Raw genomic sequence first — 24,982 nt, 5'->3', positions numbered from 1 at the left:
GTCTTCAGCCCTGCGACAGCAGTTGGCGCAGGTCGATGACGGCGGCGTTAGCCCGCGAGATGTAGTTGGCCATCACCAGCGAGTGGTTCGCCCACATGCCGAAACCGCTGCCATTGAGAATCATCGGGCTCCATACCGGTGCCTGGGACGCTTCCAGTTCACGGATGATCTGGCGCACGCTGACGGTTGCATTCTTCTTCGCCAACACATCGGCAAAGTCGACTTCGATAGCGCGCAGCAGATGCGACAGCGCCCAGGCCTGACCGCGTGCCTCGTAGAACACGTTGTCGATCTGCATCCACGGTGTCTCGACGATTTCCTCGTCGACCTGCGGCGCCTGGCCTGCAATCACGCTTTCGGTCTTGAGCGTGGTGTTCAGCTTGACGCGACCGACACTGGCAGACAAACGCTGAGACAACGAGCCCAGGCGCGTACCGACGTCGCCCAGCCAGTTGTTCAGGTTGTCGGCACGGGTGTAGAACAATGCGTTGGTCTGGCTGGGATCGGACAGCCGATTCTGGTAGCGGGTAAGCAGGTTGATGCCTTCCTGGAACTCGGACTCGCTGGAAGGCAGCACCCAGCTCTTGTTGTCGAAGTTGAAGCGCGGCTCGGCGCGGGCCAGGTCGGCGTCTTCGGCGGACTGCGACTGCGAACGAGCGAAGTCCTTGCGCAGCGCACGGCTCAGATCGCGGACCTGGACCAGTACGCCGTATTCCCAGCTGGGCATGTTGTCCATCCACAAGCCAGGCGGAAAGCGGTCGTTGGAAATGTAGCCACCCGGCTTGTTCAGCAGTGTCGATGCCACTGTCTTGAGGGTTTCCACCGTGGTGTAGCCGACCACCATCTGACGGCCGTCACGTTGTGCGGCCGACTGGGCATTCTGCTGCACCGGGAACAGTTCGGGCTCTTCGCTCCAGTACCAGCCCAGCAACAGGGTCACCACCAGATAGACAGCCAGCGCACCCAGCACGGCCTTGCTCAGCAGCAGGCTCTTGACATGGCTGCGTGGGCCGCCACTGCTGTCGGCACGCTCGCGTGCTGCGCCGTTGCCCGCACGATTCTTCCAGTCCAGCATGACTTATGTCCTTTCTATCGCGGAATTCATGGGTTCTGACCTCGCCACCCGGCTAACGTGCCTCCCATGGGCAAAGTTTTCCAGGCAAGGCAGTATCGCCACTATAAAGGATGCATCGGCATGTCGCAGTCGCGGTAAAGACATCCGGATGTGTCTGAGCGTCGAATTCAATGGCCGGTCGAAAATACAGGCCATATGCCATCTTTTTCAGGTTGAAGTCACGCGTCTGTAACAGACCGCCCCTACCTTCACGCACTGACCATTTCGCTGTTGGTAGTGCCTCCCATGCGCCTGAAACTGCTTACCAATCTGAACACCCTGCTGCTGGTCGCCGTGTGCACCGCCCTGGCGGCAACGCTGTGGTGGTCGCAACGGGCGCTGGAAAAACCCTATCTGTTGATGGAGCGCTACCTGCAACTGTCCCGGCAGTTTCAGGACGACGTCGTGCGCAACGTCCAGGATTACCTGAACAGCGGCGATGCGCTGCGCCATGCCGAAGCGACCCAGGGCTTGACCCGGCTGCGTGAGGGGCTCGCCACCTTGCCCAGTGAACTGAGCGGCCCACTGCACGGCGATGTCGATGCGCTGAGGATCTTCACTGCCGAGCAGTTGCTCGCAGCCGGCAAGCTGGCGGGCGATCCACAGGCGCTGCTGGTGCAGGCCGAGCGCGAGCTGGGCGGTACGTTGGAACAACTGGCTCGGTATGCCGCGAGCAACGGGCCCTATCAAGCGGCACTGCTGCCTGCCAGCCAGCACCTGGCAAAACTGTCCCTGGCACGCGAGAAGATGATCAGCAGCGGGCGCAGCGAACTGGCTGCGGACGTCGAGCGCGAACTCGCCGGCATCAGGGCCCAGGCCGACACGCTGCAAAGCCTGCCGCTGCTGGGGGTGGCCAGCTCCACCGCGTCGGGGGCCGATGACTTTGCGGCGCTGATGGGTTTGCAGAACGAAAACACCGGCGAGGCTCAGGATGATGGCGTGGACCTCAAGCGTGAGCTGGCCAGCTTGCTGACGCGCTATCCGGCCGAACTGGGCCGTACCCGCGAGCTGATCCAGCGGCGTACCGAACTGGCCGATGCCGCCCAGCAACGCATCGGCGCAGTCCAGCATGGCCTGGGCGAACTGGAACCGGCCGTGCGTGGGGAGCACGCCAGAATCCAGAGTGAAGTGCGTTTGCTGCAAGGGGCCATGATCGGCCTGATCCTGTTGATCGCCTTGCTCATCGACCGCATGCAGCGCCGCCTGGCCGGTGCGCTGACCCGCCTGGATCCAGCCCTGTCGACCTGGGCCGAGGGGGATTTCGCCAAGCCCGTCGCTCTGGGCCGTACCAACCATGAATTACAGGCCATCGAAGCGTCTCTGAACCGCTTGCGCCTGTATCTGGTCGCGTTGGTCGGCACCATTCGCCAGAACGCCGAGCAAGTGGCCGGCAGCAGTCACCAACTGGCCGAACTCAGCGGTGGCCTGCACCAGGGGGCACTGCGTCAGGCCGGCGATACCGCACAGATTCGCGATGCGCTGGGCGAGCTGGAGGCAACCATCGGCCAGGTAGCGGACGATGCCAGCCAGGCAGCTGCGGCCAGCCGATCGGCGGGCGAAGCGGTGGAGCATGGCCAGCATGTCATCGGGCAGAGCCTCAAAGGGCTGCATGCGCTGGTGGGTGAAGTGCAGGGCAACGCGCAGATGATCGAGCAGCTTGCCGAGGAGTCGGCCACCATCGGTGGCGTGCTGACCGTTATCCGCTCGATCGCCGACCAGACCAACTTGCTGGCCCTCAATGCCGCAATCGAAGCGGCGCGTGCCGGAGAAATGGGCCGCGGCTTCGCGGTGGTTGCCGAAGAGGTCCGTTCGCTGGCGTCGCGCACGACCGGGGCGACCCATCAGATCCAGAGCTTGATTGGCAACCTGCAGACGGCGGCGCGCGAGTCCGTGCACGGCATGCGCGCCCAAGTCGTTCATGCCCAGGCGACGGCCAGCCAGGCCCAGGCAGCGGACGGGGCGTTGGCGCAGATCGTCGCGGCCATCCAGACCATCTCTGCCACCGCCGTGCGCATCGCCGATTCAACCGCGCAGCAGAGCGGTGCCGTGGGCGAGATTCGCGAGCACGGCGAGCGCATTCATGGCTTGGGTGAAGACAACCTGCTGCGCATCGGCCAAGGGCGCGCGCAGGGCGAGCATCTGTTGCGTCTGGGTGGCGAATTGCGCACGGCGGTGCAGGCGTTCAGGGTCTAGGGCTTGTAGCGGACTGGGCGACCCTATCCGGGCGACCCTATCTGGGCGACCCATCCTGTTACATGAAATCGGGCCCTGGCGATTCGGCAGTACCGCATCGCTCCAGTATGATGCGCGCTCAATTGCTGTTCGAGAACTGTCATGCGCCGCCTGCTTTGCCTTCTGTTGTTGGTTTTCGCACTGCCCGTCGCGGCCTCCGGCCTGCTCGACGCACGGCCCAGCGCCACTCTGGGCGGTGCTTCGCTGAACAACGGCGCCGACTTCCTGCCGGTCGGCCAGGCGTTCCAACTCGAACAGGTAGAGGCTTCTGCGCAGGACATCACCCTGCGCTTCGTGATTGCCGAAGGCTACTATCTCTACCGCCATCGCTTCGAATTCAAGGCCGAGCCTGCCGACATCGCGCTGGGGGCCGCGCAACTGCCAGCCGGCGAGCAGAAACACGACGAGTATTTCGGCGATGTCGAGGTCTACCACGGCATTCTCGACGTGAAGATCCCTCGCCCCGCCGGAGACTCGCGCGCCTTCACCCTGGCTGTAAGCTTCCAGGGCTGCGCCGACAAAGGCCTGTGCTACCCACCGGAAACCCAGCGCCTTTCCGTACCTGGCATCGGCCAGGCTGCCCCGGCGGCGAGCGATGCCGGGGCCTCGGGAGGCTGGCAATGGCATGAGTTGGCGTTGTTCTTTCTGGCCGGTATCGGCCTGACCTTCACGCCCTGCGTGCTGCCTATGTTGCCAATCTTGTCCGGCGTGGTGCTGCGCGGACAGGTGGGCGGGCTGCGCGGCTTCAGCCTGTCGCTGGCCTATGTGCTGCCGATGGCCGCTTGTTTCGCCCTGTTGGGTGCGCTGATGGGCAAGTTCGGCGCCGAACTCAACCTGCAGGCACGGCTGCAGTCGATGTGGGTGCTGGTGCCGTTCGCCCTGTTCTTCGTGGTATTCGCGCTGGCCATGTTCGGCCTGTTCGAGCTCAAACTGCCGGCTGCCGTGAGCCAGCGCCTCGACCGCGTGGCCGGCAATGCCAAGGGCGGCTCGCTGTGGGGAGCCGCCGTGCTGGGGGTAGTGTCGAGCCTGCTGGTGTCGCCGTGCGTATCGGCGCCGCTGGCCGGTGCGCTGCTTTATATCAGCGCCAGCGGCGATGCCCTGGGGGGCGGACTGAAACTATTTGCACTGGGTCTGGGCATGGGCGCGCCGTTGTTGCTGGTGGCTACCGGTGGCGCGGCCTGGCTGCCCAAAAGCGGGCCGTGGCTGGTGACCGTGAAAAACGCCATCGGCGTCTTGCTGCTGGGCCTGGCCATCGCCCTGCTCGCTCGGGTGCTGCCAGGCAGCGTGACCCTGCTGCTGATCGGCCTGCTGGCAGCCGGCATCGGTGTGTTCATGGGGGCTCTGGAGTGGGTGGCCAAACCTGCGCGCCAGCGTCTGCAACAGGTGCTCGGGCTGGCCTTCGTGTTTTATGCCCTGGCGTGCTGGCACGGCGCTTTGAGCGGCCAATCCGATCCGTTCCAGCCGCTGGCGCGCCCGGCCACGACCGGTGCACCAGCGACTGCCCCGACGGCTGCGCAGGACGCCTGGCAGACGGTCACCACCACCGAAGGCTTCGAGCTGGCACTGCGCCAGGCAACTGCCGCCGGGCAACCGCTGGTACTGGACTGGTATGCCGACTGGTGCATCAGCTGCAAGGTCATCGAGCATGAAGTGCTGACCGATGCGCAGGTGATCGCAGGGCTGCAGGGTTACCGCAAGGTGCGCCTGAACATCACCCAGAGCAACGCGGAACAGCGTGCCCTGCTCGATCGCTTCAAGCTGTTCGGGCCGCCCGCATTGCTGTTCTTCGACGGCAACGGCAATGAACAGGCAGCCTCGCGTGTCGTCGGTGAAGTCGATGCGGCAACGTTCCTCGGGAAAATACCTCCCGCCGGCAATCCATGACTCGGGTGGTGACCGAAACCGACAAGCGAGTCACAAATTTTGTGCAAACATCGGACAACGTGCGGGCTATTGCGCTTAACTGGACATACGCCTGAGGTTTCCGGCATAGTTCGCCCGCTTTGCCCGTGAAGCCGAAGGCGAGACACCGCTTGAAATGGACATGACTCGACAGCTTTTCATGACCGATGTCACCCCTGACGTGACGCGCTGCTGTCGATGAGCATCCCACTGTTCGACGTGCGTATTTTTCACCGGCACGTTCGAGAATTTTCGCCGTCACTCGGCCCTTTTCAACGGCACATGAGTGTTTGCAGCCTTCTTCGAAAGGCGCATGGCAAGAACACCTACTGAACGCCCCTGACCGACCCTTGGGAGTTGATGATTGATGGATATTCGTAAAGTCAAGAAACTGATCGAGCTGCTGGAAGAGTCCGGCATCGACGAGCTGGAAATCAAGGAAGGCGAAGAATCCGTACGGATCAGCCGTCACAGCAAGACCCCGGCCCAGCAGTACTATGCACCGGCGCCGATGGCCGCGCCTGCCGCAGCGCCCGTCGCCGCTGCACCTGCCGCCCCGGCCGAGCCTGTGGCTGCCAAGCTCAACGGCACCGTGGCCCGTTCGCCCATGGTCGGCACCTTCTACCGCAAGGCGTCGCCAGCCTCGCCGGCCTTTGCCGAAGTAGGCCAGACGGTCAAGAAGGGCGATACCCTGTGTATCGTCGAAGCAATGAAAATGATGAACCACATCGAAGCTGAAACCAGCGGTGTGATCGAATCGATCCTGGTAGAAGACGGTCAGCCGGTTGAGTACGACCAGCCGCTGTTCACCATCGTTTGACCAGCGGAGAGCCTGCGATGTTGGAAAAAGTTCTGATCGCCAACCGCGGCGAAATCGCCTTGCGGATCCTGCGTGCCTGCAAAGAGCTGGGCATCAAGACCGTTGCCGTCTACTCCAAGGCCGACAAGGAGCTCATGCACCTTGGCCTGGCTGACGAGTCGGTGTGCATCGGGCCGGGGCCTGCGAACCTGTCCTATCTGCATATCCCGGCGATCATTGCCGCGGCCGAAGTGACTGGCGCCACTGCCATTCACCCAGGCTACGGCTTTCTCGCCGAGAACGCGGACTTCGCCGAGCAGGTCGAGAAATCCGGTTTCGCCTTCATTGGCCCGACTGCAGAAACCATTCGCCTGATGGGCGACAAGGTGTCGGCCAAGCACGCGATGATCGCCACGGGCGTACCGACGGTGCCCGGCTCCGATGGCCCGCTGCCCGAAGACGAGGAAGAGGCCCTGCGCATCGGCCGTGAAGTCGGCTATCCGGTGATCATCAAGGCCGCTGGCGGCGGCGGTGGTCGCGGCATGCGCGTGGTGCACAAGGAAGAAGACCTGATCGCCTCGGCCAAGCTGACCCGCACCGAAGCCGGTGCCGCGTTCGGCAACCCGATGGTGTATCTGGAAAAATTCCTGACCAACCCGCGTCACGTGGAAGTCCAGGTGTTGTCCGACGGTCAGGGCCAGGCAATCCACCTGGGCGACCGTGACTGCTCGCTGCAGCGCCGGCACCAGAAGGTGCTGGAAGAAGCACCGGCACCGGGCATCGACGAAGCAGCGCGCGAGGAAGTCCTGGCGCGTTGCGTGAAGGCCTGCATCGAGATCGGCTACCGCGGCGCCGGTACCTTCGAGTTCCTCTACGAAAACGGCCGGTTCTACTTCATCGAGATGAACACTCGCGTGCAGGTAGAGCATCCGGTATCGGAGATGGTCACGGGTATCGACATCGTCAAGGAGATGCTCAGCATCGCCGCCGGCAACAAGCTCTCGTTCACCCAGGACGACGTGGTCATTCGCGGTCACTCGCTCGAGTGCCGGATCAACGCCGAAGACCCGAAGAGCTTCATTCCGAGCCCCGGCACCGTGAAGCATTTCCACGCACCGGGCGGCAATGGCGTTCGCGTCGATTCGCACCTGTACAGTGGCTATGCGGTACCGCCGAACTATGACTCGCTGATCGGCAAGCTGATCACCTGGGGCAAGGACCGCGACGAGGCCATGGCCCGTATGCGCAATGCCCTGGACGAGATCATCGTGGACGGCATCAAGACCAACATCGCTTTGCACCGCGATCTGGTCCGTGATGAGGGTTTCTGCAAAGGCGGCGTCAACATCCACTACCTGGAACACAAACTGGCCAGCCAGAAGTGATTCGGTTGTAGACATAAAGGTATGGATGTAAAAAAGACCCGGCTCTCGAGCCGGGTTTTTTTTGGTCCTCGCGCGTCTCCTCGCGTAAACTGGCGCGCTTGTCGCAGCGACCGTGCTGCGCCCCCCGTTTAGATCGAAGGTGCCTGCCATGCCTTGGCTGCAAGTCCGTCTGGCCATCAGCCCAGAACAAGCCGAAACCTATGAAGACGCCCTGCTGGAAGTCGGTGCCGTGTCCGTGACGTTCATGGATGCCGAAGACCAGCCGATCTTCGAGCCCGAACTTAATACCACGCCGCTCTGGTCGCACACCCACTTGCTGGCGCTGTTCGAAGCCGACACCGACGCCGGCGCAGTCTTCGCCCACTTGCAGTTGTTGACCGACGCCGCCCTGCCCGAGCATCACGCCGAAGTGATCGAGGACCAGGACTGGGAGCGCAGCTGGATGGACAATTTCCAGCCCATGCGCTTCGGCCGCCGTTTGTGGATCGTGCCCAGCTGGCACCAGGCCCCGGAACCCGAGGCGGTCAACCTGCTGCTGGACCCAGGCCTGGCGTTCGGCACCGGCACCCATCCGACCACGGCACTGTGCCTGGAATGGCTGGACGGGCAGCAGCTGCAGGACACGCAGGTGCTGGATTTCGGCTGCGGGTCGGGCATTCTGGCCATCGCTGCGTTGCTGCTGGGCGCGCGTCAGGGGGTTGGCACCGACATCGATGTGCAGGCGCTGGAGGCTTCACGCGACAACGCCCAGCGCAATGGCATTGCCGACGATCGCTTCCCGGTGTACCTGCCTGCCGACCTCCCCGCTCAGCAGGCCGATGTGCTGGTCGCCAACATTCTTGCAGGTCCCCTGGTCAGCCTCGCACCCCAGCTCAGCGGATTGGTCCGGCCTGGCGGACTGCTGGCGCTGTCCGGCATCCTCGCCGAACAGGGCGAAGAAGTCGCGGCAGCCTACGCACAGGACTTCGAGCTGGATCCGATTGCCAACCGTGACGGCTGGGTACGCATCAGCGGCCGTCGCCGCTGAGCTCCATCCAGAATGTCCCCCGGCCCTACCAGGACCTGCGCATGAGCGAGAGTTTCGTCACCCAGTGCCCGCATTGCCAAAGCAGCTTCCGCGTCAGCCACAACCAGTTGAGCGTGGCGCGCGGCGTGGTTCGCTGCGGCTCCTGCCTGCAGGTCTTCAATGCGGCCCGACAGCTGCTCGAACAGAGCGCGACCCTGACCCCGGCCAATTTGCCCAGACCGCCGGAGCTGGCTCCGCGGCCGTGGACCAATGGTGACATAGACCTGGATCGGCTCGAGCTGGGTGACACTCCCAGAATGGACAGCCTGAGCGCGCGCCGGGACGACGCCGATACCGATGCGGCGGCCTTGCCACCGATCATCGAACGGCTGCCGGCACTGGACGAAGACCAAGCGCCGACACCTGCCAAGCGGACAGAGCCTTCGTTTTCCCATTCCGAGGCCCTCGACCAGGCCCACGTCGATGACGAGCCGTCGGTGGATGGCCACGGCCGGTTATCGGCACTCGACGAGCATGATCGAGACGAGCCGCCTCTTGCTGCCGCCACCAGCACTCGCAAGGGCCAGGCAACCCGCAATGAACCTGCCGTGCGGGATGAGGACGATCTGGCCGACCTGCTGGACGAGCCGATGCAACTGGCCTGGGAGAAGCCCCGCTCGCACTGGGGCAAGCGCCTGTTGTGGCTGGGCCTGGCGATCGTTGCCGCGTTGGGCCTGGGCGTGCAGTACGTGGTCTATCATTTCGCCGAACTGGCCCGTCAGGACCAGTACCGGCCGCTGTTCCAGCAGCTGTGCCCCGTTATAGGCTGCAGTGTGCCGGCCAAGGTCGATATTGCCCTGGTAAAAAGCAGCAACCTGGTGGTGCGCAGCCATCCCGAGTTCGCCGGGGCGCTGGTGGTGGATGCGATCATCTACAACCGCGCGGCGTTCTCGCAGCCTTTTCCGTTGCTGGAGCTGCGCTTTGCCGACCTCAATGGCCAGTTGATCGCCAGCCGTCGCTTCAAGCCCAGCGAATACCTCGACGGCGAGTTGGCCGGCAAGGCCGAGATGCCGCCGCAAACGCCCATCCACATTGCCCTGGACATCCTCGACCCAGGCCCTTCGGCGGTCAATTACAGCCTCAGTTTCCGCTCGCCCGAATAGCCAGATGCTCTGGGGCAAGGGTGGACTGCGCCTGTTCAAAGCTGTCCGCGCGGGCAGATAACTGTTCAGATTTTATCCAAATCTATCTTTAACCCGTCATCGAGAGCGGGTATTATGCCAACCCTTTTTCGAACTCTCATGATCCGGCCCCACAACAGGGAAGTCCTATGTCGGCGGTACGCATCGGCCCATACACCTTGAACAACTCGCTGATCCTGGCCCCCATGGCCGGGGTTACCGACCAGCCCTTTCGTCAGTTGTGCAAACGCCTGGGCGCAGGCCTGGTGGTGTCGGAAATGGTCACCAGCGACATGAGCCTGTGGAACAGCCGCAAGTCCCGTCTGCGCATGGTCCACGCGGGCGATCCCGAGCCACGCTCGGTGCAGATCGCCGGAGGGGACGCGCAGATGCTGGCCCAGGCGGCACGGGCGAACGTGGAGGCCGGGGCGCAGATCATCGATATCAACATGGGCTGCCCGGCGAAGAAGGTGTGCAACAAGGCGGCGGGGTCTGCCTTGCTCAAGGACGAAGCGCTGGTGGCGCAGATTCTGGAAGCTGTGGTGGCCGCCGTGGATGTACCGGTGACCTTGAAGATTCGCACGGGCTGGGACCGCTCCAACCGCAATGGCATCGCTGTTGCAAAGATTGCCGAGCAGTCGGGCATTGCCGCGTTGGCGGTGCACGGTCGCACACGCGCCGACCTCTACACCGGCGAAGCCGAATACGACACCATCGCTGCGATCAAGCAGGCGGTGTCCATCCCGGTCTTCGCCAATGGCGACATCGATTCACCGCACAAGGCCCGGCAGGTACTGCAGGCGACCGGTGCCGACGGCCTGCTGATAGGGCGCGCGGCCCAGGGTCGGCCCTGGATCTTCCGGGAGATCGAGCATTACCTGCGCACCGGCGAGCTGCTGCCGGCACCGCAGTTGAGTGAAGTGGAAAGCATTCTGCTGGAACATCTGCAGGCCCTGCACGCCTTTTACGGTGATGTGATGGGCGTGCGCATCGCCCGCAAGCATGTTGGCTGGTACCTGTGTACACAGCCTGGCGGGCGTGAATTTCGCAGCCATTTCAATGGGCTGCAAGAGACGCAAGAGCAATGCGCCAACGTTCGCGAGTTTTTCGGCGAGCGCTATAGAAGCCTTGGTGAAAGGGACGCGAAAGAGGTGGCCGCATGACGATGATGAGCGAGACTTTAGTGAGTGGAACAACGCCTGTGAGCGACAATGTAAACCTCAAGCAGCATCTGAACACGCCGAGCGAAGAGGGCCAGACCCTGCGCGGCAGTGTCGAGAAGGCGTTGCACAACTACTTTGCCCACCTCGAAGGCGCCTCCGTCACGGACGTGTACAACCTGGTGCTGTCCGAAGTCGAAGCTCCCCTGCTTGAAAGCGTCATGAACCACGTCAAGGGCAACCAGACCAAGGCCAGCGAGATGCTGGGCCTGAATCGAGGCACCCTGCGCAAGAAACTCAAGCAGTACGACCTGCTGTAACCGAAGCATTCAAACCAGAAAAGGCGACCCAGCGGTTCGCCTTTTTTGTTGACTTCTACGCTTTGAAGATGGAAATCGTGATGACCGACCAGACCACCCGCCTGCCGATCCGCCGCGCCTTGATCAGCGTTTCCGACAAGACCGGAATCGTTGAATTCGCCCGCGAACTGGAAGCCCTTGGCGTCGAGATCCTGTCCACCGGCGGTACCTTCAAGCTGCTGCGCGACAACGCCGTGGCCGCCGTGGAAGTGGCCGACTACACCGGCTTCGCCGAGATGATGGACGGCCGCGTGAAAACCCTGCATCCGAAGATCCATGGCGGCATCCTCGGCCGCCGCGGTACCGACGACGCGATCATGGCCGAGCACGGCATCCAGCCGATCGATCTGGTGGCGGTCAACCTCTACCCCTTCCAGGCGACGATTTCCAAGCCTGGCTGCGACCTGGCCACAGCCATCGAGAACATCGACATCGGCGGGCCGACCATGGTCCGTTCGGCGGCGAAGAACCACAAGGACGTGGCCATCGTGGTCAACGCCGGTGACTATGCCCAAGTGCTGGCCGGGCTCAAGGCCGGCGGCCTGACCTACGCGCAGCGCTTCGACCTGATGCTCAAGGCGTTCGAACATACCGCCGCGTACGACGGCATGATCGCCAACTACATGGGCACCATCGACCAGACCGGCGAGCGCCTGGGCACCGAAGGCCGCGGCGAGTTTCCGCGGACCTTCAACAGCCAGTTCGTCAAGGCGCAGGAGATGCGCTACGGCGAGAACCCGCACCAGAAAGCGGCATTCTATGTGGAGGCGCAGCCGGCCGAAGTGGGCATTGCCACGGCAACCCAGCTGCAGGGCAAGGAGCTGTCCTACAACAATGTGGCCGATACCGACGCCGCCCTGGAATGCGTGAAGAGCTTCGTCAAGCCAGCCTGCGTCATCGTCAAGCATGCCAACCCCTGCGGCGTGGCCGTGTGCCCGGACGCCGAGGGCGGCATCCGTCAGGCCTACGAACTGGCCTACGCCACCGATACCGAATCGGCGTTCGGCGGCATCATTGCCTTCAACCGCGAGCTGGACGCGGCCACTGCCAAGGCCATCGTCGAGCGTCAGTTCGTCGAAGTGATCATTGCCCCGAGCGTCAGCGAGGAAGCCCGCGCCATCGTGGCGGCCAAGGCCAATGTGCGCCTGTTGGCGTGTGGTCAATGGTCGGCCGAGCGTGCCGAGGCGTGGGACTACAAGCGGGTCAACGGCGGTCTGTTGGTGCAGAGCCGGGATATCGGCATGATCGGTGCCGATGACCTCAAGGTAGTCACGCGCCGGGCGCCCAGCGAGCAGGAAATCCATGACCTGATCTTCGCCTGGAAAGTCGCCAAGTACGTCAAGTCCAACGCCATCGTGTACGCCAGGAACCGCCAGACCATCGGCGTCGGTGCCGGGCAGATGAGCCGGGTGAATTCGGCGCGCATCGCGGCGATCAAGGCTGAACATGCCGGCCTGCAGGTGCAGGGCTCGGTCATGGCGTCGGATGCGTTCTTCCCGTTCCGCGACGGCCTGGACAATGCCGCCAAGGTGGGCATCACCGCCGTGATCCAACCGGGCGGCTCGATGCGTGATGCCGAGGTGATTGCGGCCGCTGACGAAGCCGGCATCGCCATGGTATTTACCGGCATGCGCCACTTCCGCCACTGATCTGGCGACGGCCGCATTGAAGCTGCGGCCTCCTACAGTGATGTTTCACGGGTACGCCGCCCCTGTAGCAGCGGCGCGAGCCGCGTCAGGCCGTTGCGCGGCATACCGCGAACACCCTTAGAATTCCGCTTTACCGAGGTTTTGAACCATGAACGTATTGATCATTGGCAGCGGCGGGCGCGAGCATGCGCTGGCCTGGAAAGTCGCCCAGGACCCACGGGTCCAGAAAGTGTTCGTGGCACCGGGCAATGCCGGTACCGCCACCGAGGCCAAGTGCGAGAACGTCGCTATCGACGTGCTGGCATTGGAGCAATTGGCGGACTTCGCCGAACAGAACGTTTCGCTGACCATCGTCGGCCCCGAAGTGCCGCTGGTGGCTGGCGTGGTCGACCTGTTCAGCGCGCGCAACCTGGACTGTTTCGGCCCGACCGCGGGCGCGGCCCAGCTCGAAGGCTCGAAAGCCTTCACCAAGGATTTCCTGGCGCGGCACAAGATTCCCACCGCCGATTACCAGAATTTCACCGAGATCGAACCGGCGCTGGCTTACCTGCGTGAAAAAGGTGCGCCGATCGTGATCAAGGCCGATGGCCTGGCCGCGGGCAAGGGCGTGATCGTTGCCATGACCCTGCAGGAGGCCGAAGACGCCGTACGCGACATGCTCGCCGGCAACGCCTTCGGTGACGCCGGCTCGCGGGTGGTCATCGAAGAATTCCTCGACGGCGAGGAAGCCAGCTTCATCGTCATGGTCGATGGCAAGAACGTGCTGCCCATGGCCACCAGCCAGGACCACAAGCGCGTGGGCGACGGCGACAGCGGTCCGAACACCGGCGGCATGGGGGCGTACTCCCCTGCCCCGGTGGTGACCGCCGAGGTTCACCAGCGGGTCATGGACCAGGTCATCTGGCCGACTGTGCGCGGCATGGCGGACGAAGGCAATGTCTACACCGGTTTTCTCTATGCCGGGCTGATGATCGACAAGGCCGGCAACCCCAAGGTCATCGAGTTCAACTGCCGTTTCGGCGACCCTGAAACCCAGCCGGTCATGCTGCGCCTGCAGTCGAGCCTGATCCTGCTGATCGAAGCGGCTTTCGCCCAGGCGCTGGACAAGGTCGAGGCGCAGTGGGACCCACGGCCGAGCGTCGGCATCGTGCTGGCGGCGGGTGGCTATCCGGGTGACTATGCCAAGGGTGATGCGATCGGCGGCCTGGACGCAGCGGCTGCCGAGACCGGCAAGGTGTTCCATGCCGGCACCGCGCTCAAGGACGGCCAAGTCGTCACCGCAGGGGGCCGCGTGCTGTGCGCCACGGCACTGGGCGACAGCGTCGGCGCCGCGCAGCGCCAGGCCTATGCGCTGGCCGCGAAGATCGATTGGCAGGGTTGTTTCTATCGCCATGACATCGGCTACCGGGCCATTGCCCGCGAAAGCGGCAAATAAGCGTGGTGACTGTCGGGGGCTTCAAGCCCCCGACACACGTTTCATGGCGCACGCGGCTATAATCAGGCATTCATCTACGAAGGGATTTCGCCTTGCGCTGGCTCAGGACTGCCATAGGATTCACCGCCGGCCTGCTGGCCCTGCTCTGTGTGCTCGGCGCCCAGGCAGAGTCGGTGGGCGGCTGGTCGATGTTGATGGACGAAGACGGCCGGCTGCAGTTGGGCGACGTGCGCTCCGAACGCTTCCAGAACCAGTTCGCCCCGGTGCAACTGCGTCAGGTCAACGCGGCCGGGCCCAACGGCGCGTTGTGGCTGCACTATCGCCTGCCGCCGACCGACCAGGAATTGTTGCTGCGTATTTTCTGCCCTGACCTGAAGGCCCTGGATTTCTATGTGCTCGACGCCGACACGCTGATCAGGCGTGTGTCGTCGGACACCGATGCCAACACCGAGGCGCCGCTGGCCAGCAGCGACCATCTGCTGACCTTGCCGGTGAGCCAGAAACATCTCGACGTGTACCTGCGTATCGCCTCCGAACACCAGATCCGCCCCAGCATCGTTCTGCAATCCTCTTCCGCAGCGGCCGCCGATCAACGGGAGCCGTTGCTGTTCGGGCTGCTGCTGGGCTGCGTTGCCATGCTCATCCTGCACAACCTGATGTGCTTCGCCCATCGCCGCTCCAGCAGCAGCCTGTGGCTGGCCTGCTCCCAGGCCTGCCTGCTGGCCTCGGCCCTGATCCTGTTCAACTTCACCGGGCCCTGGGTTTCGCTGTGGCCGGCAGCGCGTACACCCGCCGCCTACAGCGCACTGCTGCTGGCATCGATGACCGGGCTGATGTTCTGCCTGCGTTTCTTTGCCGTACGCGGCCATCAGCGCTCCAACCGCATCATCAAGGCCGAGGTTGCCCTGATCGCCCTGTGTGGGCTGTTGTTGCTGTTCATCGACGGCCTGCCGTTCAACTTCTTCGCCTACGGCCTGCTGGCCCTGACCAGCATGACCATGCTGATGATCGGCATCTGGCACTGGCTGCAGGGCTATCGCCCGGCACGCACCTTCTGCCTGGGGCTGCTGGTGTGCAACCTGGGTTGCCTGGTGGTGTTGCCGGCGCTGCTGGGCCTGACCCGCACACCTTCGCAGTGGCTGATTTTCACCTTGCTCGGGTTTGCCATGGTGGGCGGGGTGATCCTCAACGCCGCGCTGACCCAGCGCCTGCGCAGCATCAGCGAGGATCGCTTCAGCGCCAGCCGGCAACTGGCGGCCAGCACTGCCGAGATCAACGCCAAGGCGGAATTCCTGGCCAAGCTCAGCCACGAGATCCGCACCCCCATGAACGGCGTCCTGGGCATGACCGAACTGTTGCTGGGCACACCGCTGTCGGTCAAGCAACGCGACTACGTGCAGACCATCCACAGTGCCGGCAACGAGCTGCTCGGTCTGATCAACGAGATCCTCGACATCTCCAAGATCGAATCCGGGCAGATCGAGCTGGACGATGTGCAGTTCGACCTGCACGCCCTGATCGAAGACTGCCTGAACATCTTTCGCGCCAAGGCCGAGCAGCAGAACATCGAGTTGATCAGTTTTACCCAGCCCCAGGTTCCGCGAGTCATCAGTGGTGATCCGACACGCCTGCGCCAGGCGCTGCTGAGCCTGCTGGACAACGCGCTGAAGAAGACCGACCAGGGCGAGATCCTGCTGGTGGTGGCACTCGACCAGCGCAGCGCCACCCCGCGCCTGCGCATCGCCGTGCAGGACAGTGGCGAACCAATGCCCGGCGCCGAACGCGAAGCGCTGCTGCACACCGAATTGCGCAGTACCAACCTGCTCGACGGCAACCGCCTGAGCGGGCACCTGGGGCTGGTGATCGCCCGCCAACTGGTGCTGTTGATGAAGGGTGATTTCGGCATCAAGAGCGGCAGCGAGCATGGCAGCACCCTGTGGCTGACCCTGCCGCTGGATCCGCAACGCCTCGAGCAGACCTCTTCGGACCTCGACCTGCCGCTCAAGAACGCGCGGGTGCTGGTGGTCGACGACAACGAGACCTGCCGCAAGGTACTGGTGCAACAGTGCAGTGCCTGGGGCCTGAATGTCAGCTCCGTGCCGTCAGGCAAGGAGGCCTTGGCCTTGCTGCGAACCAAGGCGCACCTGCGTGACTATTTCGACGTGGTCTTGCTGGACCAGAACATGCCCGGCATGACCGGCATGCAGCTGGCCGCGAAGATCAAGGAAGATCCAAGCCTGAACCACGACATTCTGTTGATCATGCTAACCGGTATCAGCAATGCGCCGAGCAAGGTGGTCGCGCGCAATGCCGGGATCAAGCGCATCCTGGCCAAACCGGTGGCCGGGTACACCCTCAAGACCACCCTGGCCGACGAGCTCAGCCATCGTGGAGAAAGCGAGGCACCGCCACTCGCTGCCGCCCACCTGGCGCCTATCGATGTGCCAGGTGACTTTCGTATTCTGGTGGCCGAAGACAACAACATTTCCACCAAGGTGATCCGCGGCATGCTCGGCAAGCTCAACCTGCATCCCGACACGGCCAGCAATGGCGAGGAAGCCCTGAAGGCGATGAAGGCCCAGCGTTACGACCTGGTGCTGATGGACTGTGAAATGCCGATTCTCGACGGCTTCTCGGCGACCCGTCAGTTGCGTGCCTGGGAAATGGGCAACCAGCGCGTGCGTACGCCGGTGGTGGCGCTGACCGCGCATATTCTCAGCGAGCACAAGGAGCAGGCGCGCCAGGCCGGCATGGACGGGCATATGGCCAAGCCGATCGAAATGTCGCAATTGCGCGAACTGGTGGAGCACTGGGCCTCACAGCGCGAGGCCATCGTGCCGCCTTTGAAAACCCTCTGACCTTGCACGTGCCCCTGTAGCAGCGGCGCGAGCCGCGTCGCCGGTGGCTGCGGTGGGTCGGGACGAACGCGGTGCGGCCGGACGCGGCTTGCGCCGCTGCTACAGGGCTGACGCGAGCCGCGTCGGCGTCATACGCGGTACGTCAGGAAATGCGCGGTGCAGCCTGACGCGGCTTGCGCCGCTGCTACAGGGGGGCGTTCGGCGGCGGTTGGTGTTCGTTTGTAGATCAGGGCTTGGTGCCGTACCAGCGTGGGGTGTATACCCAGGTGCCGCCTGCGGCCTTGGCGAAGGTGCAGGTAGTGGAAGAACCCACCAGCACCATGGTGCGCATGTCCACTTGCTCAGGCGTCAGCTCGCCCAGCGTGATGACCCGCAAGGTCTGGCCGGGACGGCCGATGTCGCGGCCCAACACGACGGGGGTGGCAGGCGTGCGATGCAGGCGAACGATGTCCAGCGCCTTGCCCAGTTGCCACGGCCGCGAGCGGGAAATCGGGTTGTAGAACGCCAGGGCCAGATCAGCCTGACAGGCCAGGTCCAGGCGCTTCTCGATGATGGCCCAGGGTTTGAGATTGTCGGACAGCGACAATACGCAAAAATCGTGGCCCAGCGGTGCGCCGGCCTGGGCCGCCGTGGCCAGGGAGGCCGAGACGCCTGGCAGCATCTGCAGCTCTACCGCGTGCCAACTCGGGTCGGCGGATTCGTGCAGCGCTTCCAGCACCGCAGCCGCCATGGCGAACACGCCGGGGTCACCGGACGACACCACCACCACCGAGCGACCCTGAGCGGCCAATTCGAACGCGTGCCGGGCACGCTGCATCTCTTCGCGATTGTCGGTGCAGTGCAGCACCTGATCGGCGCGGAACGGGCCGGCCATGCGCACGTAGGTCTCGTAGCCCAGAATGTCGTTGGCACGCGCCAGCTCCGTCTTGACCGCCGGGACCATGAGGTCGGCGGCGCCGGGGCCCAGGCCGATGACGGCCAGACGTCCGCGCGGCCGGCCAATACCTGACAGGTCCAGTGGCTGCTCGGCCATGGCGACTGCCATGTGTTCGCCGATCGCCACGGGCGACGACTGCGGCACCGCGTGGCCGGCCATCTGCACCAGCGAGCCTTGCGCCGGGGCAAACCGCAGCGGCACGCCCAAGTCGGCGGCAGCATCGTGCAGCGCAGAATCGGCCATGGCACCCTCGTCCGCCAGCAGGCACGCCAGTGATGGCAGGGCAATACGACGGCCCTGCAGTGCGTCACGCACGGCCTCCGCCAAATGGGGCAACGCTGAATTCACCGCCACCAGCACGTTGCGCGGATGGATGAGCAGTTCGTGGGCAACCGGTGCCCGCGCCTCGCTGCCAACATGAATGGCCAGGCGCGCCTGTGCGTCTTCGGGCAGCCGTGAGTCGGCGAGCCAGGGCGCGGCGCCTTCGACACGCACCCGCTCACCGGCGAGCAGGTCGGAAACGAAGCGCTTGCCCAGTTCCAGATCGGCCAGGGCATAGCCGCTGGGCGGGTTCAGCAGGCAGGTACCGAAGCGCAGCTCGCCGCTGGTGGTGATCGCGGCCGCAACCCCCAGGCCTGTACCAATCTCGCGAGCCAGCACGTTGACCCCGGCCAGGCCACCCAACAGCGGCACCACCGCGCTGCCGTCTTCGGCCACGGCCAGCACCGGCGGTTCGGCGCCCTTCTCCAGCAGGAGCGGCGCCAGGCAGCGGATGACGATGCCCGCCGCGCACAGGGCAATGATCGGGGTGTTCTGCCGATACAACTGACGCAGGGTGGCGCCGAAGTCCTGATAACTGCGCTCGACACCGGTCACGCGCTCGGCCAGGCCGTGGATCAGCGCCTGTGGATAGAGTTGCTGCAGGCGCCGCGCGGTGGTCAGGGCACCGCTGCCGAGAATGACGATTGCTGGGGCGTTCATCAGCCTTGCCACCTCTCACCCGGAACGATGATCAAGGAAAAATAGGGCGACGAGGTCGGATCGACCTCAGCCAGGGGGACGATCTTCTGGTTGGCCATGGTGGCGCGCTCGACATACAGGGCGCGCTCGCCCAGGCCCAGTTCGATCAGCACCTGGCGGACCTTGGGAAAGTTGCGGCCCAGCTTCATGATCACGGCGGCGTCGGCGTCGGCCAGGCGCCGTTTGAGGTCGTCCGCCGGCAGCACGCCCGAGAGCACCGAGAGGCTCTGGTTGCGATACACCAAGGGTGCGCCCAGCACCGAAGCACCGCCGAGCATCGAGCAGACGCCAGGGATCACCTGGGCTTCATAGCGCTCGGCGAGCCGGTCGTGCAGGTACATGTAGGAGCCATAGAAGAACGGATCGCCCTCGCAGATCACTGCCACGTCGCGGCCGGCATCCAGGTGCGCGGCGACGTCCAGGCTGGCGGTGTCGTAGAAATCGCTGATGACCTGCTCGTAGGACAGCGGCGCTGGCAGCGCTTCGGTGGTCACCGGGTAGACCAGCGGCAGCAAGGTTTGCAGAGCCTGCAGGTGGCCCTCGATGATGCCGAAGGCGTTGCCCTTCTTGCCCTTGGCGACGAAATAGGCCACCACCGGCGCCTCGCGCAACAGGCGCAGCGCCTTGACGGTGATCAGTTCGGGATCGCCCGGGCCTACGCCCAGTCCCAGCAGACGGCCACGCGGTTGCATCACTCGACCTCCGTGGCCAGTGCATTGACCGCGGCGGCGGCCATGGCACTGCCACCCTTGCGGCCTTCGACGATGACGAACGGCACGCCACGGCTGTCCGCCGCCAGCATCGCCTTGGACTCGGCCGCGCCGACGAAACCGACTGGAAAGCCGAGGATCAGGGCGGGCTTGGGCGCGCCGGCATCGATCATGTCGAGCAGGTGGAACAGCGCAGTCGGCGCGTTGCCGATGACCACGACCGAGCCCTCCAGATGGGGCCGCCACAGCTCCAGCGCAGCCGCCGAGCGGGTGTTGCCCAAGGCTTGGGCCAGGGCTGGCACGCTGTCGTCCTTGAGGGTACAGATCACCTGGTTGTTCGCAGGCAGCCGGGCGCGGGTGATGCCTTCGGCGACCATGCGCGCGTCGCACAGGATCGGCGCGCCGGCGGCAAGGGCGTCGCGGCCGGCTTTGCCGGCGCCGGGCGAGAAGCGCAGGTCCTGCACGACATCGACCATGCCGCAGGCGTGAATGACCCGTACGGCGAGCTTTTCCAGGTCTGCGGGGATCTGATCCAGCTTCGCTTCGGCACGAATGATGGCGAAGGAGTTGCGATAGATCTCCTGACCATCGCGGATGTAGTCAATCATGGGTGTCGCTCCGTGAGCGGTCGCGCAGCAGGGCAGCGGCCGCATCCAGTGAAAGATGGCGCGCGAGCAGAGTCCCGAATCCGGGTCGTTCGGCGTCGCGCAGATACAGGTCATAGTGGCCGGCGCTACTGGCCAGCAGGGTCGCCGGGGCGACGTGGGCCGCAGCGCAGGAACGCGGGCAGCCACTCAGGTGGACGCTCAAGGGGGCCCGTGCAGGCAGCAAGGTGGCAAGGCGAACGGCGTCCGCCTTGGTGTCGGCCAGGCCCTTGGCACAGCCGCTGGCGCCCGTGCAGGCGATCATGGCCGCCAAGGGCTGTTGCGGCCCGGTGATGAAGCCCAGCTGGGTCAGGGCCTGGAGCACGGGTTCGGGATCGCGCAGGTCAGGTAGCAGCAGGCCCTGCCACGGGGTCATGCGCAGGGTGCCGTTGCCGTGTTCGCGAGCGAGCTGGGCGGCGCCGCGCAGCATCGCTGGGGTCAGCCGTCCCAGGGGGGCCAGGGTGCAGATGAAGCTCAGGCCCGGTTGGCGCTGTGGCTGGATGCCCAGTTTGAAGGTGGCCAGCGGCCTGCCAAGTGGTGCAGGGCAAACAGGCAGACCCAGGGTGCTGAGGAATGCCTGGGTAGTGTCAGTGGCGGCCTCTTCGCGGGCAGGGCCCGCTCCCACAGGTGCAGCAATCTTGCCTGCCTTGGCTGTGGTGGCTGGCATGCTGGTATCAGCGACGAGGATCCTGTGGGAGCGAGGCGGGCGGCTGAGCCCCTTGCCTGCGAAGAAGGCGTCGGCAAGCAGATCGCGCATTCGCGTGTGTTCAGGGCGCGCCAATTCGAGGAAGCGGTCCAACACCGCCGCCACCAAGGCATGGCCTTGGTCGAAAGGCACGGCGCCCACGGCAGGGTCGCTCCCGGGACAGCCGGCCAGGCCGAACGCCCACCAGCACTGTCCATCACGCTCGAAGGCCGACAGCCACAGATCGTGGTGATGCTCGAGCATCGCCAGGCGCTCGCCGCCGTGCAACTGCACCGCGAACTTGGCCGACAGCGCATGGAAGCGCGGCTCGGTTTCCAGGCTGTGGATGACCTGGGCCGCCAGTGGGCGCGTGTCGACGACCTGGCGGGGGTCGATGCCGGCGGTGGGGCCGAGCATGACATTGCGCACGTCGTCACCGGCCGCGTCCCGTGGACCCAAGCCAGCCTGCAGCAAGTGCTCGATCAAGGCCTGATGACGTTCACCGATACCTCGAATCTGCAGATTGCTGCGGTTGGTCGCCTCGATCGTTCCCCCAGCATACCGCTCGGCGGCTTCGGCGACGGCCTCGGCCTGGTCCGCACCCAGTTCGCCGCCGGCGAGTTTGATACGGCAGATCCCCCCGTCCAATGCCTGCACGATACGCAGCAACCCCGGACACGCCGAGGGGCGGACAACGTTCGAAGTCTTGTTCAAAGGGGCACCGGACACGCGCGAAAAACCACTGGAATGGGTAAGGCGCGGTATTATGCCTGCTTTGGCCGAAGGCATGAAAAGTCTGCCCGTCGGAATAGTTTTGTATGAGGAATATTCATGTCGGCCTGGCTGACCCTGGTAGGTATCGGTGAAGACGGATTTGCGGGCCTGGGCAAACAGGCGCGACGTGCGTTGTTGAGCGCGCGGCGCATCGTCGGCTCGCCACGCCAGCTCGAACTGCTGCCGCGCTGCATCGTCGGTACCCGCGTCGCCTGGCCCAGTCCGTTCAGCCTCGATGCGGTACTGTCCGAGCCCGGCGAGGCGGTCTGCGTGCTGGCCAGCGGTGATCCGATGCTCTATGGCGTCGGCGCGAGCCTGGCGCGGCAGGTCCCGGCTGCGCAGATGCACGTATTGCCCTCGCCGTCCTCCTACTCTCTGGCCGCTGCTCGTCTGGGCTGGGCCCTGCAAGACGTGGTGACCCTGTCGGTGGTCGCCCGTCCGGTCGCGGCGCTGGCGGCACACCTGTACAGCGGCCAGCGCCTGTTGGTCTTGAGCAACGACGGGGCAAGCCCGCAAGCCGTTGCACGGTCGCTGCGCGAGCGCGGCTTCGGTGCCAGCCGCATGACCGTGCTCGAACACCTGGGGGGGCCCGGCGAACGTCGTATCGACGGTACCGCCAACGATGATTTCAGCGAGATCGCCGCGCTCAACCTGATCGCCCTCGAATGCCAGGCAAGCCCGGACGCTCCGCGGCTGTCTCCCCTGGCCGGCCTGCCCGACACTGCCTTTCGCCACGATGGCCAACTGACCAAGCGTGACATTCGCGCGGTGACCCTGGCACGCCTGGCACCCCAGCCGGGCGAGTTGCTGTGGGACGTCGGTGCCGGCTGTGGCTCGATCGGCATCGAGTGGATGCGTGCCCACCGCAGTTGCCGCGCCATCGCGGTCGAATCCGACGAGGGCCGCCAGGCCTTGATCGAACACAACCGCGATGCCCTCGGCGTGCCAGGCCTGCAGCTGGTGCGCGGTCGGGCGCCGCAGGCCCTGGCCGGGCTGGCCACGCCTGACGCGATCTTCATCGGCGGTGGCGTCACCCGCGAAAACGTCCTGGCCGACTGCTGGACGGCGCTCAAACCCGGTGGCCGTCTGGTGGCCAACGCGGTCACGCTGCAAAGCGAACTGGCGCTGGTGCAGTGGCGCGAGCACCACGGCGGCGAACTGACCCGCCTGCACATTGCCCAGGCCTGCCCGTTGGGCGAGTTCGACACCTGGCGCCAGGCGTTGCCGATCACCCTGCTCGAAGCGGTCAAACCCCTCGATGCGTGAAGAAACAGCGGAACAGCCGGCACCACTGCGCAGCGGCCTGACCACCGGCAGTTGCGCCACGGCCACCAGCCTGGCCGCCGCGCGCCTGTTGCTCGGCGGTGGCGCCAGCGATGCGGTGCATATCGTGTTGCCCAAGGGCAAGCAGGTGTCGATGCGCCTGGAGTTCTGCCGGCTGAATGCCGACGGCGCTGAAGCCGGTACGCTCAAGGATGGCGGCGATGATCCGGATGTGACCCACGGCGCCTTGCTGTACACCCAGGTGCGTCTGCTCGATGAGCCCGGCATCCATTTCGTGGCTGGCGTCGGCGTAGGCACGGTCACCCGGCCAGGGCTGGTGCTGGGTGTCGGTGAGCCGGCGATCAATCCGGTGCCGCGGCGGATGATCGGCGAGCACCTGGCGCGCTTGGCCGAGGAACATGGCTACGGCGGCGGCTTCGAGGTCACCGTCAACGTCGAGAACGGCGCTGGCCTGGCGCTCAAGACCATGAACCCGCGCCTGGGCATCCTCGGCGGGCTGTCGATCCTGGGCACCAGCGGTATCGTGCGGCCGTTCTCGTGCGCCGCTTACATCGCCTCCATTCATCAAGGCATTGATGTGGCGACCACCAACGGCTACCGGCACATCGCCGCGTGCACCGGCAACGCCAGCGAGGACACCATGCGCCAGGTCTACGCGTTGCCCGAGATCGCCCTGATCGAGATGGGCGACTTCGTCGGTGCGGTACTCAAACATCTGCGCAAGGTGCCCGTGGACAAACTCAGCCTGTGCGGCGGTTTCGGCAAGATCAGCAAGCTGGCGGCCGGACACATGGACCTGCACAGTCGTCATTCGAGTATCGATCTGGCACAGCTGGCGGGTTGGGCCAGCGACGTCGGCGCAGGCAGTGACCTGCAAACGCGGATTCGCGCGGCCAACACCAGCCAGCAAGCCTTGGCCCTGGCCCATGCCGAGGGCGTGAAGCTGGGCGATGAGGTCTGCCGCCATGCCTGGCAATTCGCTTGCAGCGTGGTACAGGATCGGGTTCAGGTGGAGGTGTTCGCCATCGATCGCCAGGGCGGGATCGTCGGGCAGGCGGGGGTGAGTCCATGAAGCGCATCCTGCTGCTGGGTGGCGTGACCGAGGCCCTGGCGATCGCGCGGACCCTGGGGCCTGAACATGTCTACAGCCTGGCGGGCGTGGGCCGCGTGCCGACCGACCTGCGCTGTCAGGTGCGCGTCGGTGGGTATGGCGGTGCCGAAGGGCTGGCAGCCTACATTCGTGGCGAGGGCATCACGCTGCTGGTGGACGCGACTCATCCCTATGCGGCGCAGATCAGCGCCAATGCGGCGAAGGCGGCGGGCCTGGCCGGCATCGAGTGCTGGGCCTTGCGCCGTCCGGCCTGGGCGCCTCAGGCGGGTGACGATTGGAGAGAGGTGGTCGACTGGGCTGAACTGGTGCAGGCGCTGGCACCGTTCCAGCGACCGCTGTTTACCCTGGGTCGCGAACCTCTGCAGCACCTCCACGAGATCCCGCCGCATCAGCATTGGACCCTGCGGGCGCTGGACCCCTACCCAGGCACGGCGCAATGCGAGGTCATCGGCGCCCGTGGTCCCTTTTGTCTGGACGCCGAACGCGCCTTGTTCGCCCAGCGCAGCATCGACGTGCTGATCAGCAAGAACAGCGGCAGCGGCGCGACCGAACCCAAGCTGCAGGTGGCGCGGGAGATGGGGTTGCCGGTGTTGGTGCTCAAGCGCCCGGCGCTGCCCGCGGTGGATCGCATGTTCATGGATGCGGCCTCATTGCTGGTGCAGATGAATCGCGGTGCCTGATGATGCGGCTTGCGCCGATGCTACAGGGTATTGCGGTGCCTGATGATGCGGTTTGCG

General features: G+C 64.9%; 19 protein-coding genes. 14 read left to right on the top strand and 5 right to left on the bottom strand.

All coding sequences use genetic code 11. The features are described 5' to 3' along the window. Positions 1 to 4: 4 nt before the first annotated feature. Positions 5 to 1,075: a DUF2333 family protein gene (locus IFU31_RS11020; RefSeq protein WP_192102932.1), complete on the bottom strand. Its 1,071-nt coding sequence runs from the start codon at positions 1,073 to 1,075 to the stop codon at positions 5 to 7. A 285-nt stretch (positions 1,076 to 1,360) separates the two neighbouring features. On the opposite strand from IFU31_RS11020, the gene IFU31_RS11015 reads away from it, so the two are divergent. The 11 genes from IFU31_RS11015 to IFU31_RS10965 all read left to right on the top strand — a co-directional run bounded on the left by IFU31_RS11015 (position 1,361) and on the right by IFU31_RS10965 (position 17,080). Then, positions 1,361 to 3,307, top strand: a complete 1,947-nt coding sequence (locus IFU31_RS11015; protein ID WP_192102931.1) for a methyl-accepting chemotaxis protein — start codon at positions 1,361 to 1,363, stop codon at positions 3,305 to 3,307. Between the two features lie 141 nt (positions 3,308 to 3,448). Then, entirely contained in the window at positions 3,449 to 5,230 is a 1,782-nt protein-coding gene (locus IFU31_RS11010) for a protein-disulfide reductase DsbD (RefSeq protein ID WP_192102929.1), read from the top strand. A 385-nt stretch (positions 5,231 to 5,615) separates the two neighbouring features. After that, positions 5,616 to 6,068 carry an acetyl-CoA carboxylase biotin carboxyl carrier protein gene (accB, locus tag IFU31_RS11005; protein ID WP_122480307.1) on the top strand — a complete coding sequence of 151 codons (453 nt, stop codon included), beginning with the start codon at positions 5,616 to 5,618 and terminating at the stop codon, positions 6,066 to 6,068. A 17-nt stretch (positions 6,069 to 6,085) separates the two neighbouring features. Then, positions 6,086 to 7,432, top strand: coding sequence for an acetyl-CoA carboxylase biotin carboxylase subunit (gene accC / locus IFU31_RS11000; RefSeq protein WP_043190993.1), 1,347 nt, complete (start codon positions 6,086 to 6,088; stop codon positions 7,430 to 7,432). A gap of 148 nt (positions 7,433 to 7,580) precedes the next feature. Continuing rightward, complete coding sequence (gene prmA, locus IFU31_RS10995; RefSeq protein WP_192102927.1) at positions 7,581 to 8,459, top strand: 50S ribosomal protein L11 methyltransferase; 879 nt, start codon at positions 7,581 to 7,583, stop codon at positions 8,457 to 8,459. A gap of 41 nt (positions 8,460 to 8,500) precedes the next feature. Next, a complete protein-coding gene (locus IFU31_RS10990; RefSeq protein WP_192059119.1) occupies positions 8,501 to 9,601 on the top strand; it encodes a DUF3426 domain-containing protein in 1,101 nt (366 codons plus the stop codon). Between the two features lie 167 nt (positions 9,602 to 9,768). After that, positions 9,769 to 10,782 carry a tRNA dihydrouridine synthase DusB gene (gene dusB / locus IFU31_RS10985; RefSeq protein WP_192102925.1) on the top strand — a complete coding sequence of 338 codons (1,014 nt, stop codon included), beginning with the start codon at positions 9,769 to 9,771 and terminating at the stop codon, positions 10,780 to 10,782. Then, positions 10,779 to 11,099, top strand: coding sequence for a DNA-binding transcriptional regulator Fis (gene fis / locus IFU31_RS10980; RefSeq protein WP_049861977.1), 321 nt, complete (start codon positions 10,779 to 10,781; stop codon positions 11,097 to 11,099). Before dusB ends, fis begins: the two co-directional genes overlap by 4 nt. An 80-nt stretch (positions 11,100 to 11,179) precedes the next feature. Beyond that, entirely contained in the window at positions 11,180 to 12,787 is a 1,608-nt protein-coding gene (gene purH / locus IFU31_RS10975; protein WP_122480312.1) for a bifunctional phosphoribosylaminoimidazolecarboxamide formyltransferase/IMP cyclohydrolase, read from the top strand. Between the two features lie 148 nt (positions 12,788 to 12,935). Further along, positions 12,936 to 14,222 carry a phosphoribosylamine--glycine ligase gene (purD, locus tag IFU31_RS10970; protein WP_192102923.1) on the top strand — a complete coding sequence of 429 codons (1,287 nt, stop codon included), beginning with the start codon at positions 12,936 to 12,938 and terminating at the stop codon, positions 14,220 to 14,222. Positions 14,223 to 14,314: 92 nt separating this feature from the next. After that, positions 14,315 to 17,080, top strand: a complete 2,766-nt coding sequence (locus IFU31_RS10965; protein WP_192102921.1) for a hybrid sensor histidine kinase/response regulator — start codon at positions 14,315 to 14,317, stop codon at positions 17,078 to 17,080. A 226-nt stretch (positions 17,081 to 17,306) separates the two neighbouring features. Here IFU31_RS10965 and cobJ read toward each other — a convergent pair whose 3' ends face one another. From cobJ to cobG, 4 genes are read right to left on the bottom strand one after another with little or no spacing between them, the layout of a single operon-like run. Then, on the bottom strand, positions 17,307 to 18,998 hold the full coding sequence (gene cobJ, locus IFU31_RS10960; RefSeq protein ID WP_192102919.1) for a precorrin-3B C(17)-methyltransferase: 1,692 nt from the start codon (positions 18,996 to 18,998) through the stop codon (positions 17,307 to 17,309). Continuing rightward, a complete protein-coding gene (locus IFU31_RS10955) occupies positions 18,998 to 19,729 on the bottom strand; it encodes a precorrin-2 C(20)-methyltransferase (RefSeq protein ID WP_122480316.1) in 732 nt (243 codons plus the stop codon). Before IFU31_RS10955 ends, cobJ begins: the two co-directional genes overlap by 1 nt. Then, positions 19,729 to 20,355 carry a precorrin-8X methylmutase gene (locus IFU31_RS10950; RefSeq protein ID WP_122480317.1) on the bottom strand — a complete coding sequence of 209 codons (627 nt, stop codon included), beginning with the start codon at positions 20,353 to 20,355 and terminating at the stop codon, positions 19,729 to 19,731. The genes IFU31_RS10955 and IFU31_RS10950 overlap by 1 nt, the downstream gene beginning before the upstream one ends. After that, positions 20,348 to 21,865, bottom strand: a complete 1,518-nt coding sequence (gene cobG / locus IFU31_RS10945; protein ID WP_192102917.1) for a precorrin-3B synthase — start codon at positions 21,863 to 21,865, stop codon at positions 20,348 to 20,350. The genes IFU31_RS10950 and cobG overlap by 8 nt, the downstream gene beginning before the upstream one ends. 42 nt (positions 21,866 to 21,907) lie before the next feature. Between cobG and cbiE the strand changes: the two genes are divergently transcribed. The 3 genes from cbiE to IFU31_RS10930 are packed head-to-tail and all read left to right on the top strand — an operon-like array spanning position 21,908 to position 24,925. After that, entirely contained in the window at positions 21,908 to 23,116 is a 1,209-nt protein-coding gene (cbiE, locus tag IFU31_RS10940) for a precorrin-6y C5,15-methyltransferase (decarboxylating) subunit CbiE (RefSeq protein WP_192102915.1), read from the top strand. After that, the gene (locus IFU31_RS10935; RefSeq protein WP_192059108.1) at positions 23,109 to 24,206 is read left to right on the top strand and encodes a cobalt-precorrin-5B (C(1))-methyltransferase; all 1,098 of its coding nucleotides are present in this window, start codon (positions 23,109 to 23,111) and stop codon (positions 24,204 to 24,206) included. The genes cbiE and IFU31_RS10935 overlap by 8 nt, the downstream gene beginning before the upstream one ends. Next, positions 24,203 to 24,925, top strand: coding sequence for a cobalt-precorrin-6A reductase (locus IFU31_RS10930; RefSeq protein ID WP_192102913.1), 723 nt, complete (start codon positions 24,203 to 24,205; stop codon positions 24,923 to 24,925). Before IFU31_RS10935 ends, IFU31_RS10930 begins: the two co-directional genes overlap by 4 nt. The last annotated feature ends 57 nt before the right edge of the window (positions 24,926 to 24,982 follow it).

This window comes from Pseudomonas sp. CFBP 13602 (assembly GCF_014842725.1).
Classification (GTDB): domain Bacteria; phylum Pseudomonadota; class Gammaproteobacteria; order Pseudomonadales; family Pseudomonadaceae; genus Aquipseudomonas; species Aquipseudomonas baltica.
Note: the sequence above shows the minus strand (reverse complement) of the source record. Positions and strands in the feature narration are given on the sequence as shown.

What these genes read in the sequence shown, in the direction of transcription:
- IFU31_RS11015 (WP_192102931.1), top strand. Translation starts at nt 1,361, where the DNA reads ATGCGCCTGAAACTGCTTACCAATCTGAACACCCTGCTGCTGGTCGCC.
- IFU31_RS10935 (WP_192059108.1), top strand. Translation starts at nt 23,109, where the DNA reads ATGCGTGAAGAAACAGCGGAACAGCCGGCACCACTGCGCAGCGGCCTG.
- dusB (WP_192102925.1), top strand. Translation starts at nt 9,769, where the DNA reads ATGTCGGCGGTACGCATCGGCCCATACACCTTGAACAACTCGCTGATC.
- IFU31_RS10990 (WP_192059119.1), top strand. Translation starts at nt 8,501, where the DNA reads ATGAGCGAGAGTTTCGTCACCCAGTGCCCGCATTGCCAAAGCAGCTTC.
- fis (WP_049861977.1), top strand. Translation starts at nt 10,779, where the DNA reads ATGACGATGATGAGCGAGACTTTAGTGAGTGGAACAACGCCTGTGAGC.
- cobG (WP_192102917.1), bottom strand. Translation starts at nt 21,865, where the DNA reads ATGCCTTCGGCCAAAGCAGGCATAATACCGCGCCTTACCCATTCCAGT.
- accC (WP_043190993.1), top strand. Translation starts at nt 6,086, where the DNA reads ATGTTGGAAAAAGTTCTGATCGCCAACCGCGGCGAAATCGCCTTGCGG.
- purH (WP_122480312.1), top strand. Translation starts at nt 11,180, where the DNA reads ATGACCGACCAGACCACCCGCCTGCCGATCCGCCGCGCCTTGATCAGC.
- IFU31_RS10930 (WP_192102913.1), top strand. Translation starts at nt 24,203, where the DNA reads ATGAAGCGCATCCTGCTGCTGGGTGGCGTGACCGAGGCCCTGGCGATC.
- cobJ (WP_192102919.1), bottom strand. Translation starts at nt 18,998, where the DNA reads ATGAACGCCCCAGCAATCGTCATTCTCGGCAGCGGTGCCCTGACCACC.
- cbiE (WP_192102915.1), top strand. Translation starts at nt 21,908, where the DNA reads ATGTCGGCCTGGCTGACCCTGGTAGGTATCGGTGAAGACGGATTTGCG.
- IFU31_RS10955 (WP_122480316.1), bottom strand. Translation starts at nt 19,729, where the DNA reads ATGCAACCGCGTGGCCGTCTGCTGGGACTGGGCGTAGGCCCGGGCGAT.
- prmA (WP_192102927.1), top strand. Translation starts at nt 7,581, where the DNA reads ATGCCTTGGCTGCAAGTCCGTCTGGCCATCAGCCCAGAACAAGCCGAA.
- accB (WP_122480307.1), top strand. Translation starts at nt 5,616, where the DNA reads ATGGATATTCGTAAAGTCAAGAAACTGATCGAGCTGCTGGAAGAGTCC.
- purD (WP_192102923.1), top strand. Translation starts at nt 12,936, where the DNA reads ATGAACGTATTGATCATTGGCAGCGGCGGGCGCGAGCATGCGCTGGCC.
- IFU31_RS10950 (WP_122480317.1), bottom strand. Translation starts at nt 20,355, where the DNA reads ATGATTGACTACATCCGCGATGGTCAGGAGATCTATCGCAACTCCTTC.
- IFU31_RS11020 (WP_192102932.1), bottom strand. Translation starts at nt 1,075, where the DNA reads ATGCTGGACTGGAAGAATCGTGCGGGCAACGGCGCAGCACGCGAGCGT.
- IFU31_RS11010 (WP_192102929.1), top strand. Translation starts at nt 3,449, where the DNA reads ATGCGCCGCCTGCTTTGCCTTCTGTTGTTGGTTTTCGCACTGCCCGTC.